Raw genomic sequence first — 11,313 nt, forward strand, 5'->3', positions numbered from 1 at the left:
TTCACGACTTCCTGGCCTTGCTCGTTATAGATTGCAAACTCTGCACCTGGTAGCTTGTTATTTCCATCCGCTACGTCTACTTTTGTAATTTCAATTGAGCCTTTAATCTTTGTATTCTTTGCAACTAGCTCAATTGTTTTTCCGTTTTCAGTAACGCTAAACGGAATCGGGTCTTTTACCAGCACATAGCCCGCTGGTGATGTTTTTTCAATGAATTGATACTTTCCAAATGGGATATTATCAATTTTGATTAACCCGTTTTTGTCTGTCTTATGCTCACTGATTTTCTTGCCTTTTTCATCGACTAAGATAAAAACAGCACCTTCTAATTTTGTTTTCCCATCTTCATCTACTTTTACAAGCTGTACATTCCCTTTTACTTGATCGTTTTTCACTTCGAATGTAAGTGTTTGATTATGCTCTTTTACTTCAAATGGATACTTTGTTTGATTTAATAAGTAACCTTCTAATCCTTTCGTTTCCTGGAAGTAATACTTTCCAAACGGAAGAGAATTTACTTTCGCAATCCCTTCTTGATTTGTAGTTACTTTTGTAACTGCCTTTCCTTCTGGCGTAAATACTGTAAATTCAACACCTGGGAGAATCTTGCCTGTATCACTTACTTTTTTAATTTCAATATTGCCTTTGATTTGTACATTTTTCATTTCAACAACAGCAACTTCACCTGTTTTTACTTCAAAAGGCTTTGGCGTAGCATCTAGCACATATCCAATAGGCGCTTTCACTTCTTTTACAGTGTATGTGCCAAGTTCTAAATTACCCATTTCAGCGATACCGTTTTTGTCAGCTGTAATCGTTCCCATAACTTGTTGATTGCTGTTTGCGATTTCAAATACTGCGCCTGGTAGTGGCTTTTTGCTTTCATCCACTTTCATCACTTTTAAGGCGCCATTTGCTTTCCAGAATACTTGTAAGTCTGTGCTTACTTGTTCTGTACTGCGCTCTAATAATACAGTTGCATCTTGAATCGTACTTGTTCCTTTATATACGATTGCATGAACATTCGTTAGATTTGAAACGACTTTTAGAGATAGTTCACTACTCTTAGAGGATTTTGGTACTTGAATACGGAACTTTTCTCCTAGTTGGAATGTTTCTTTCACTTCACCTTGTTCTGTGACAATACGTGTGCCTTGTGGCGCATTGTTCATTTGTACTTGAAATGTACCTTTTTTCGCATTTGTTTGAACTTTATATGTTGTTGTTTCGAAATATTCACCGTTTAATTGGGCTTCTTGTTTATCCGTTGGAATGACATTCATCCAAACATCTTGTGTATCCTGGCTTTGATTTGCCGTATGAATGATGTTCTTTGCCGCTTTTTCAACAGCCGCATTTTTGAACTGTAATTCATCAACGGAAATCTGGCCAAGCGCATTCCAAAGAGCTAATTGGGTTGCGTAATGGGCTTCTTTCCAATTAGAAACACCTAAACTTTCTGGTGTTTTCTGTGGGTACCCATTCATTAAGACGCGATAGGATACATCATCTGTTTTGCCTGCTTCTGGTAAATCCTCTCCATTCGGGGATTTTAAACCATATACCAGACAATACGCGATTTGACCACTCGCGTTCTTTAAAAGCTCTGTACGAACATCTTTCCCATACTGCGGACTATAGGCCCAATCCATCTGATACCTTTCTCGTTTGATTACCTCCGCACTGGCTTGATTCAGTGGAATCAAGAAGCTCATAATGAATAAAAGTACACTCGTAAAGAGTAGTAGTGTTTGATACGATCGTTTCAAAACCATTTTTTACAGCTCCTTTAGGATTATTCAGTTTTCAAAGAACAGAATATTTAGAATTTTATCTTTCTAAATATAGAACAATATACTTTAGTCATAATTATTTCGTCTTTTAGCCGAATTTCATTTACAATACACTTAGATAGATGTAATCAATAACATAAGGTTTATTCATTCTGTGATGGGTATTGCACGATAATATGTTGGTCTGAAAAGTTTCTCGATCGGAACTTCAAGGAAATCAGCTATTTTTTTAGCTTTATTGTCTTTCAGACTCCTTCTTCCAATTTCAACATCATATAATGTGCCGATCGGAATTTTAGCGCCTTTGGAAACTTCCTTAATACTTAAACCTTTGGATTCCCTGTATTCTCGTACAACGGTTTTGTTTTCATGTGACGCTAGCATTTTTTCACCCTCCCTTCCCTTAATTACATTGTATTCGGCTTAAAGCCGAAAGTAAACACAAAATGAATAATTTTTATTCAAAAACGCAATTTTATTTTAAAATCCATGCAAAGGAGTTTAATTATGACCAATACATTTCTAGGACAAAACCTTAAATATCTCAGAAACTCACAAAAGCTAACTCAAAAAGAGCTAGCTTCCAGAATTGATATCTCTTATTATGCTTATAACAATTGGGAAAATGATTTAAGGGAACCAGATTTGCTATCTTTAAAAAAGTTTTCTATTTACTATGACCTTCTTATTGATGAATTAGTTAATACACAAATAATTTCATCAGATTCTATAGAAATACAAAATCAAAAACTAGATATGATAAAAAAATTAGAAAAAAAAGATGTACTAAAACCACTTGAAGAAAACTTAAAAAGACTAAGATCATTAAAAGGACTAAGTCGCAAGAAAATCGCAGAAGAATTAAATACTCCCTATAGTACCTATGCTGGTTGGGAAAATGGATTCAGAGAGCCTGACATTTCCACGCTCAATAATATAGCTTCATACTATAAAGTAAGTATAAATGATTTATTGAATCCAGAAGCGGCCGTTAGGGATGAAGATACATTAAAGCTTATCTCGCGCTTATCTAAAAACCTATTTGAAACATACATAAGCGTTCCAGATGAGCATAGAGCTGAATTAGAGAAAAAATTGATTGCCTATATGAATGAATTTAAATCTCAAAAAAAGATCAAATGAGTTTAGTTAAAGTAAGTACGTTTAAATTAACCTGTCTTTTCTATATTTTCCCCTGTACTTTCTTGTTTACATATTTGAATTAAGTCCATATATAGGTTGAAAATAGTATATACATCAGTTGTACAACAATTATTCTTAATGTTTTGCTCTAACCAACGAATATTTAATTCCATGACAATGCCACGTCCTTTTCTTATAATTTAAGAATCAGTGTCAAGGTGGTGTATTTTTTTTATAGAATCAAAAATCGCACCACCCCCTAAAAAGTACGAAAGACGCTACAATAAGTAGCGTCTAATCATTTCAAAATTCAGTTTTTTAAATTTACACTCAACCAGTCCCAGGGTCTACCATCATATAAGATGTAGTTAAAGAGGGATTATCTTGAACCTTAGCAAACTTTTGAACAGGTTCGTTATGTAAGGAAGTTACTGAAATCCCTAAGATAAGTAACATGCACATTAAATATTTAGTCAACTAAATTCACCTCGCTTTTCAATAGCGCTTGTTTCACACCTCTAGCATAAAACAAGTTTCCAGATCTTTCAAAAGATATTAATGCCTCTTTTAAACCTTGTATGTCTCCAATTACTTTTGAATAAGAATATAATTGATGTGCACTAAATCCATTTTGTTCCAAATTTTTATACATTGCAAGCCCTTTTTCTCGATCTCCATGTAAACATTCATAATGAGCGTGTTCGCCAATATGAATATAATCAAAATCAATCTTATGAAGATTAAAATTATTTTCAATATAAAGATGTGCCAATGTTGTTTTAAAAGCAAAATATTTTTGAGATTTTCTAGGGACATGGATATTATCAAGAAGCTCCAAAGCTGATTCCATGTGCATTTCTGCCTTCAAAGGGTCCTCATATATGTAACTCTCTCCCAAACAACCTTTTGCAACAGCCTTAATCATCGGAATTTCTAAGTCTGATTTTAAGATTGATTCACAAACTTCTCTACATTTGTCAATTTTGTCACTCAACAAATATATATAAGCAAGCCTCTCTTTATATTGCATATATAAATGATCTTTTATATATGTCTGTTTAATGTCTTTTATAAATTTTTCAGCGTCTTTTGCGAAGGGAGCAACTGCATTTGATTCGTCCTCATCATACATAGCCACAGTATAAAGCAAATTTGATAACGCTTGACACTCTGCATTAGAAGAAAGTTTCAAATTTTTAATTTCATCAACTATTTTTTGCCCCTTAATTTCATTTTTATTTCTTCGATTAAATAAATCATAAATTAATAGGTACTGACTCACACTATCCGTATTAATATGTTTTTTTATTAATACATCTATAATCTCATAATCTCCAGAAACATGCGAATAACAAAAGGCTTTCCTAATGTTCAAAGGACTTTTTATTAAGAGTATAAAGGTATTAATTTTTTGACGTCTTACCTCTAAATTGTCATATAAGATACTAACCACTTTTAAAAAGCTGTCTAATTTCATTTCATATTTGTTTTTACATTCAATTGCCCTAGTTATCTTTTCTCTACTTACTCCCGATAATTTGGCTATTTTACGTAATGTATATTTTTCATTTATTTTTTGTGATATTTCATCCATAAGATGTTTCATTGTAGTTTCTTTTGTAATGAACTCGTTCATAGTGACAATTCCTCCTCACTAAACCCTATTAGCCCTTTACAAAATTTTAACATATCTTCATGTTTTTTATTTTAGAATATTACGAATCTTTGTCAACACGGTTGAAAAAATAAATACTGAAAATTCTGAAAATTTATGTTGGAATTTCGAATAGGTTTTATTCATCTTTTATTGATATTTTGCGAGGAACGTTTTACAATACAAATATAACAACAAAAAAAATAAACCCACCTCGAGCTTTTATCTGGCTGAAGTTTGGCGACGACACCAGATAAAAGCTCCCTAACAGGGTTCATTCACATAAAAAATTTATATGATTTTTTTTAGTATCATACTTGATACTGAAATTATACCATATTGTATATGTAATGTGAATATAGAACCTCTGTTTTTCCAGCATTTTTCTGTTTATTTTAGGTGGGAAAAATAGGAGGTTTTTTTATGCTACTCAATAACTTTTTGCTAAGTACAGCAAAACGAGAATTAAGCCCACACCTGGTTCATGTTCCTCAAGGTGCTATCAATAAAACAGTACAAAAAGTAATTAAGGCTATCGATACAATTCTTTTAGATACAGAAGGTAAAACCACTAAAGATTTCTTCGTACAAACACCACGCCGCTATAAGGCATTAGAAGTTGTTTTATCTTACCTAGTACAAGAAGGCTACTCTCAAATGAGACAAAATCAAATCAGTGAAAAATCGGGTATTTCTGTGCCGATCATCAACTTTATTCTGAATTGGTTAGAGGACCTTGAAGTATGCCATCAAATCAAAACAAGACGTCATGGTAAGATTGCACCATCTATTTACATATTAAGCCTCAATACCAATTATTTAAAAATCATTGAATATTTTAAGCAAAAATGGGCGTTTTCCATTGATATTTTTTCTACATTCACAAAGTTTCTATCTAAAAAACTAAGTAAAAAACAGGAGAAATCTACAGAACAAGCCGAAAAACCAACTGTGCCTACATGCCAGGGAATAGATATATTGGATGCTGTTGCTCCTACAAATGAAGAAGTAGAAGAAAAACAGCCAATAAATGCCCCTGATTCGGGTGAAAAGTTAGAACTACGCTTCCGCGAAATGGATGAGTTTATGAGCGAAGATCAAAAGAAACTGTATATGTATATCATAAGTAAAGATACAAATATTACTGAAAAAGATGCTTATACAATCGCATTACGTATGCCGCCAGACGTAGATTGGGAAACAAGAAAGACTTTTGAGGATTGTGTACAGTTTTTTGAGATAAACAAATCACAAGAAAGTACGCCTGCACATTTCGTAACAATCTATACAAAACAGTTAACTGCAAATAGGAAGCGTAGACAGCAACAAGCGAAAGAAAACATAAGAAATATAGGATTGAGAAAATCAAATAAGAGTACAATCCCGTTCGATTTATTCAAAAAGATGCTTGATCCAAACGCTTAAATCGTATTTTTCACAAAAAAATAATTGTTTTATAGCCTTGTTCAAAAAATCCATCCCTAACAAGGCTTTTTGTCATGCCATTATTTATTTTAATAGATTGAACATAATACCAATCTATTAAAATTTTATAAATTAAAAGTGTTTTTCACAACAAATCCGCTATGAATTTATACTCGAATTGAACCTGCTCTTAAATCAGTAATTAAATAAGAAGAATTTTCTAATCCCTTGTGGGAGTAAGGCTTATTGAGCAAAAATAAATCCTAATATATTTAATCATTTTAATTTTTTTTAAAACAAGATTTATTATAAAAAGTATCCCATATTGGGAACTATATTTTTCTAGATTTTTAAACATAAACCCCCAGATCAAACTAAATACCAAAATAGAACTCTTCTTGTCATTTAATATACAAATCTACGGAACACCGAATATCTGTAGACAGTATAAATACTAATATTCGTGATTTTTACCATAAATATATAGTACAGCACTCTAAAAACAAACAATCATTTCTGTTCATTATAAGCATTTCAGTAAAGAGAATAACCTCAGAATTAATTCAGAATAATATGAGATAAATATACAGAATTAGTTGCGACAACATACTTAGGTTATTCTGAACTTATTCTTATCTTAAACTCATTGATAGAACTAGGTTCCGCGGAATATTTAGAAACTTAGATTTACCTTGAAGCTCTCCTGGTAAGGGTATCTTGATTCAGCTATGAATCAGATTCCGTTGCCAGGCAGATTTTCATAAAACTACGTAGGCGGGGCGGCGGCCATTCCCAATCCTCGCATATCGTCCTCCTTCAACATCGGCCCATCATTCGCCTACCACTCATTCCAATCCATCTATATATCCACCTATATCACAACTCCACGGCCTGTCTAGCCAGGCCCATATGTCTCCGCATAGCCCCGCAATGTCCTGGCCCTGGAATCCCACAAGCCCACAGAAAACACCTCGACCTAGAATCCCCTATTGCTTGTTTGTATGGTTTTCGTATATAATTGCGGTACACAATTTTTAGGACAAAGGAGTATATAAACATGACTTGGGCACTTTCCGTTGATGTTTTCCTTGCTGATCTGCTAAAACATGGCCGTAAATCTTCCACCGTTAAACAATACCGCTACGATCTCACCCTTTTTACATCATGGATTCAGAAGTACGTCAAATTAACTCCAGAATCGTTTTTTCATTCTTTTGATGCAAATATATTAGAAAGATACTTAAAAGCTCTTAAAAAGGAACGTGGAGCGTCAATCTCTAATATCAAGCGTGTACGAGGTATTCTGATTAACTTTTTACAATTTCATGGCGCGGCCCAGGATTTAAAAAGTGATGTCTCGCCTCCTGGACTAACTTCTAAACATTTTGCATCGGATCAAGAAATAAAAAAGCTATTCCGCGTCATGCGTAATTATAACGGATTAACCGACTATCAGGCGTCAGGAAGAACGTTTATTCTAGAACGTAACCTGTTATTGATTCATTTCATGTTAGATTACGGACTATCCATCCAGGACATACTCACGCTTTCTATGCATGATGTACAATTTGGGACAAATACGATTACCCCAGGAGGGTTACACGCCCACAAACGACCTATTACCCTTTCAAAAGAGCATGTAAAACTTGCCTTATCTTATTACAACAAGATTCCTACCCTTGTAAGACCGCGCCCACAAACGGGCGATCCCTTTTTTGTGGCTTTTGATTTCGGCCCGCAAACGTTCCGCTGGGACTATGAAAACGATCAACCCGCCGCTTTAACTCGAATCGCTGTACAACGCATGTTACAGAAAGAAGCGAAACGCGCTGAAATCCATATAACGCCTACTATGCTAAGGAACCGCTTTATATTAAATGCGCTACAGAATGGCATGAAACCTATTGAAATTAAAGCGTTTTTGGGATTGAAAAGCGTTGAAGCCCTGCATAGATACGTTCAATTCTGGAATAAGCAGCACTAGAAAGTGCATTTGTAAGCAACAAAAGCCCTGATTTTGATTGCATCAGGGCTTTTGTTATGCTATTTTTGGTCACTATATATGCCTACCAACATAACACAAAGTTTTTTAAAATTATTTAATTCTGGCTCTACCATTAGCTTTGTTAACTAACACTTTAATTGTTTTAACAACCTTTTGTTTAATTCCCACAATGCTTTTTTACTACTAGAATTTTTATTTCATTCCAATCATTAACTTGAAATTCACTACTAATAGAACTAATTATTTTCAAATCTTTTTATATTAATTCTAATGTTTTTAATATTAAGTTAAATATTTATAAACAAATCCAAATGTTAGAAAATACAAATAATATGTTATTGTTATTTATGTAATATTCATTCCAAAAAAGGGGTATTTTTCATGTTTAAGAAAGTAATAATTGGAACATTAGCAACTGGAATTATGTTATCTGGTGCTGGAGGAGTATTTGCGGAGACACCTACTGATACAAGTACAAAATTAAAAATTGATAATAAAAAAGGTTTTGTTAAAAAACTTGAAAAACAAGACTTTCCTGGTTACAAATCAAAAAATGAAATACCCGCTGTAAAAGAGTGGAATGGAGTGACTTGGTATTTAAAAGGAGCAACTGAAGTAAGTAAAAATTCATGGACAGGACATTATGAAGGATGGCGAACAAGTAATAATTAAGAAACCTTAATTAAGTTTTCAAAGAAAACAAATAAAAAGAAGACCGAACTAGATTTTTTCTAGTTCGGTCTTCTTTTTATTTTAAATTCATTAATGATTAATTTTTTCACGTCAATATAAAATACCATTATTAACATCCCTAATATAGTTATAAATAAAGAAATTCCTTCAATGCCAATAAATATTCCTACAAATAGGGGTATCGCCACATCGCTATCAAGCTAAGCCCATACAACGTCACTTATAGTAGAGGTTATTTCTTTTATTCTAGAGGATACATGTAGGGAATTTAAAGATTTGCATACGAAATAAACCCTAACGGGTTTCATTTTTTTGAATTAAGCCGCTTGATTATTAGACATGGTACAATTGTAAACGACACCTAATATATCAAAGACCGTTTTTTTCTCATATCAATGAGATTTCCGCCCGTTTTGCTGTAGGAGATTGAACAGGCGAAGTAACACCTTTGATAGCTCTTAGGTGTTTTTTTGTATAGTTTGGAATAGAAGAAGAAAATAGTCTTTAATCATATATATGGCTTTATACTCACTAAGCTCTCGTTTTTTCTTCATGAGGAGCAATTGGCGCATTTGAAACATGATAGAAGAACAGAGTAGAATGGCAATTAATTGACCATATAAATGGCACTCCAATCGTTCTGGTTTTATCTTTTTACAATGATGGATTTGAAAGAATGACTTCCACGTTTTAAATAAAATTTCGATTTGCCAACGCAAAGAATACCAGTCATGTACCTGTCCCATCGGGACAATGTCTGTAGGGGTGTTTGTCATATATACATTGATACCACTGAGTCGTTTACTACGAGGAGAATACTTCATTCCTTTCTTTTTTTCTCTTACAGCTTGATCTTGTAATCGTTTTTGTTGCTGTTGTTTTGTTAATCGATGAACAATTACACGAGCTGGCACTTTATCAATCATTCCTACATAAGCATCAGCTATTTCACATGTTCGTCCTGGGTGAAGGGAGTTCATTAACGTCTCCATATCTATCTGTATATACTCTGTACCTTTCTTAATTCTTCCGTCTTGAAAATAATCAGGGTTAGGATTTTTTTGATAAATACGTGTATTCGACTTGATACGAGAGATATAGTAGGCTTCTTTATCTTGTATATATTGAAGGTCTTTTAAATGAAAATAACCTAAATCTCGGATACATAAATCATTCGCTGTCACAGTTGAGACACACAGAGAGCCGTAAGTGCGATCATGTTGTTTACCTGGACCTGTATGAATATGTAGGAACTGTCCACTTAACAAATCATACTCAAGTTGAATTTTTATCCCAGCTGTATGGCTGCATCCTCCTGCACCTGGATAAACCGATGAAAATACATCCGGGAGTTGAAATGCAGTTGAATCTAAAATACGAACACGCTTAAAAACAGAAGTGTATGGAGAAGAAATCGGCATAGATGCGGCCAATTTTTTGCTTAGTAGTTCGGCTAGTAGATGTTGTAAAAGTTGGACGGCTGCCTTATTAAATCGTTGATTCAGTCCCTCAGGACTGATGATTACTCCTGTTGATGCTTCTAAACAGCTAGATAACTGAGTTAAAGAAGTCATAGCTACATTTTGGCTCAGCCACACACATAAAGCGACTAAATTTTTTGCTTGGTACTTACTGGTCCGTTGTACAAAACCAACATCTCTAGCAAGATCCCGTAAGGTATTTGGAGATAAAAAACTTTGAATCTCTTGAGCAAATAGTTGTAATTCGTTAGACACAGAAACAGACATAAAAAAAGCCATCCTTTCCTATGATTCTATAGAAAGAATAGCGTTTTTTTCCACTTTTAAATAGTCTACTAAGAGTTGTTTCTTGAAACGAATATATGACTTATTTGGTAAACGATAGGATATAAGAAAACCAGAAAGATTAACGGTTTATTATGCATATGGTTAAAATTCCATGTTCCTTCTGATAAAAATAAAGTACCTAAAGTTAATACATACATTACAAAACAACAAATTGATAAGCTTTTCTGTCTGATATGTAAAAACATTTCATCAATAAAATTCTCACTCTCTTTTTTACCTTTTAAAATTCTCTTCATAAATAATGATTGCAAAATGATTGTTGCTACAAATAACGAAGTTATAGAGAGCTGTTGCTTCTCATACCATTCAAAAGCAAGTAAACCCATAATCACAATGTATAAACAAGTAAATAAGATATTAATTCCATTTTTCATTTGTTTCTTCTCCTTATCTAGATTTAATAAATAATTGATCAACTGTTACACCAAGGGATTCAGCTAAATTAAAAGCAAGTTCCAATGTAGGATCATATTTGTTATTCTCAATCGCATTAATCGTTTGTCTTGAAACATGACATAATTTAGCTAAATCTTCTTGGGAAAGCTTTTGCTCTTTACGTAAAATCCGAATTATGTTCTCCATTTTTATGAACATCACCTCTAATTTTGTCAAAAACTTTTTACATTTTCATTTTATATAAATCAACCCTAAATGTCAAAAGTTTTTTACATTTATAAAAGTAAAAAAACGATAATCCTTCTACACTTTAGATAGAAAGAATATCGTTTTTTTATTTTGGGGGGATTTTTATTTGTTAGCTTGATAGCGATG

At 33.2% G+C, this 11,313-nt stretch carries 10 protein-coding genes and 1 pseudogene; 4 read left to right on the forward strand and 7 right to left on the reverse strand.

Features of this window, described 5'->3' with window-relative positions:
- Both MR160_RS30725 and MR160_RS30730 read right to left on the reverse strand, forming a co-directional pair.
- The coding region (locus MR160_RS30725) for a SpaA isopeptide-forming pilin-related protein (RefSeq protein ID WP_242298977.1) at positions 1 to 1,775 on the reverse strand (1,775 nt) is incomplete at its 3' end.
- 165 nt (positions 1,776 to 1,940) lie between these two features.
- Positions 1,941 to 2,177 carry a helix-turn-helix domain-containing protein gene (locus MR160_RS30730; RefSeq protein WP_000881199.1) on the reverse strand — a complete coding sequence of 79 codons (237 nt, stop codon included), beginning with the start codon at positions 2,175 to 2,177 and terminating at the stop codon, positions 1,941 to 1,943.
- Between the two features lie 123 nt (positions 2,178 to 2,300).
- Here MR160_RS30730 and MR160_RS30735 point away from each other — a divergent pair, with 123 nt between their 5' ends.
- Complete coding sequence (locus tag MR160_RS30735) at positions 2,301 to 2,936, forward strand: helix-turn-helix domain-containing protein (protein ID WP_000185548.1); 636 nt, start codon at positions 2,301 to 2,303, stop codon at positions 2,934 to 2,936.
- A gap of 330 nt (positions 2,937 to 3,266) precedes the next feature.
- On the opposite strand, the gene MR160_RS30740 is transcribed toward MR160_RS30735, so the two are convergent.
- Both MR160_RS30740 and MR160_RS30745 read right to left on the reverse strand, forming a co-directional pair.
- Positions 3,267 to 3,413, reverse strand: a complete 147-nt coding sequence (locus MR160_RS30740) for a hypothetical protein (protein ID WP_000170515.1) — start codon at positions 3,411 to 3,413, stop codon at positions 3,267 to 3,269.
- Positions 3,406 to 4,572, reverse strand: coding sequence for an AimR family lysis-lysogeny pheromone receptor (locus MR160_RS30745; RefSeq protein ID WP_242298978.1), 1,167 nt, complete (start codon positions 4,570 to 4,572; stop codon positions 3,406 to 3,408). Before MR160_RS30745 ends, MR160_RS30740 begins: the two co-directional genes overlap by 8 nt.
- Positions 4,573 to 5,013: 441 nt before the next feature.
- Between MR160_RS30745 and MR160_RS30750 the strand changes: the two genes are divergently transcribed.
- The 3 genes from MR160_RS30750 to MR160_RS30760 all read left to right on the forward strand — a co-directional run bounded on the left by MR160_RS30750 (position 5,014) and on the right by MR160_RS30760 (position 8,692).
- Positions 5,014 to 6,015: a Replicase RepFR55 gene (locus MR160_RS30750; RefSeq protein WP_242298979.1), complete on the forward strand. Its 1,002-nt coding sequence runs from the start codon at positions 5,014 to 5,016 to the stop codon at positions 6,013 to 6,015.
- A 1,057-nt stretch (positions 6,016 to 7,072) separates the two neighbouring features.
- On the forward strand, positions 7,073 to 7,999 hold the full coding sequence (locus tag MR160_RS30755; protein ID WP_242298980.1) for a tyrosine-type recombinase/integrase: 927 nt from the start codon (positions 7,073 to 7,075) through the stop codon (positions 7,997 to 7,999).
- A gap of 402 nt (positions 8,000 to 8,401) precedes the next feature.
- Positions 8,402 to 8,692 (forward strand): LCI fold-containing protein, encoded by a 291-nt coding sequence (locus MR160_RS30760; RefSeq protein ID WP_242298981.1) that lies wholly within the window; start codon positions 8,402 to 8,404, stop codon positions 8,690 to 8,692.
- Positions 8,693 to 9,030: 338 nt separating this feature from the next.
- Here the strand turns inward: MR160_RS30760 and MR160_RS30770 are convergent.
- From MR160_RS30770 to MR160_RS30780, 3 genes and pseudogenes are all read right to left on the reverse strand, one after another.
- Positions 9,031 to 10,461 (reverse strand): annotated as a pseudogene (locus tag MR160_RS30770) (IS4 family transposase).
- A gap of 68 nt (positions 10,462 to 10,529) precedes the next feature.
- Positions 10,530 to 10,916, reverse strand: a complete 387-nt coding sequence (locus MR160_RS30775) for a hypothetical protein (RefSeq protein WP_002165485.1) — start codon at positions 10,914 to 10,916, stop codon at positions 10,530 to 10,532.
- A gap of 13 nt (positions 10,917 to 10,929) precedes the next feature.
- Complete coding sequence (locus MR160_RS30780) at positions 10,930 to 11,124, reverse strand: helix-turn-helix transcriptional regulator (RefSeq protein WP_016128585.1); 195 nt, start codon at positions 11,122 to 11,124, stop codon at positions 10,930 to 10,932.
- Between the last annotated feature and the right edge of the window lie 189 nt (positions 11,125 to 11,313).

Origin of the sequence: Bacillus cereus group sp. BfR-BA-01382, assembly GCF_022663475.1 — a bacterium.
GTDB lineage: Bacteria > Bacillota > Bacilli > Bacillales > Bacillaceae_G > Bacillus_A > Bacillus_A thuringiensis_S.

What these genes read in the sequence shown, in the direction of transcription:
- MR160_RS30730 (WP_000881199.1), bottom strand. Translation starts at nt 2,177, where the DNA reads ATGCTAGCGTCACATGAAAACAAAACCGTTGTACGAGAATACAGGGAA.
- MR160_RS30735 (WP_000185548.1), top strand. Translation starts at nt 2,301, where the DNA reads ATGACCAATACATTTCTAGGACAAAACCTTAAATATCTCAGAAACTCA.
- MR160_RS30745 (WP_242298978.1), bottom strand. Translation starts at nt 4,572, where the DNA reads ATGAACGAGTTCATTACAAAAGAAACTACAATGAAACATCTTATGGAT.
- MR160_RS30750 (WP_242298979.1), top strand. Translation starts at nt 5,014, where the DNA reads ATGCTACTCAATAACTTTTTGCTAAGTACAGCAAAACGAGAATTAAGC.
- MR160_RS30755 (WP_242298980.1), top strand. Translation starts at nt 7,073, where the DNA reads ATGACTTGGGCACTTTCCGTTGATGTTTTCCTTGCTGATCTGCTAAAA.
- MR160_RS30760 (WP_242298981.1), top strand. Translation starts at nt 8,402, where the DNA reads ATGTTTAAGAAAGTAATAATTGGAACATTAGCAACTGGAATTATGTTA.
- MR160_RS30775 (WP_002165485.1), bottom strand. Translation starts at nt 10,916, where the DNA reads ATGAAAAATGGAATTAATATCTTATTTACTTGTTTATACATTGTGATT.
- MR160_RS30780 (WP_016128585.1), bottom strand. Translation starts at nt 11,124, where the DNA reads ATGGAGAACATAATTCGGATTTTACGTAAAGAGCAAAAGCTTTCCCAA.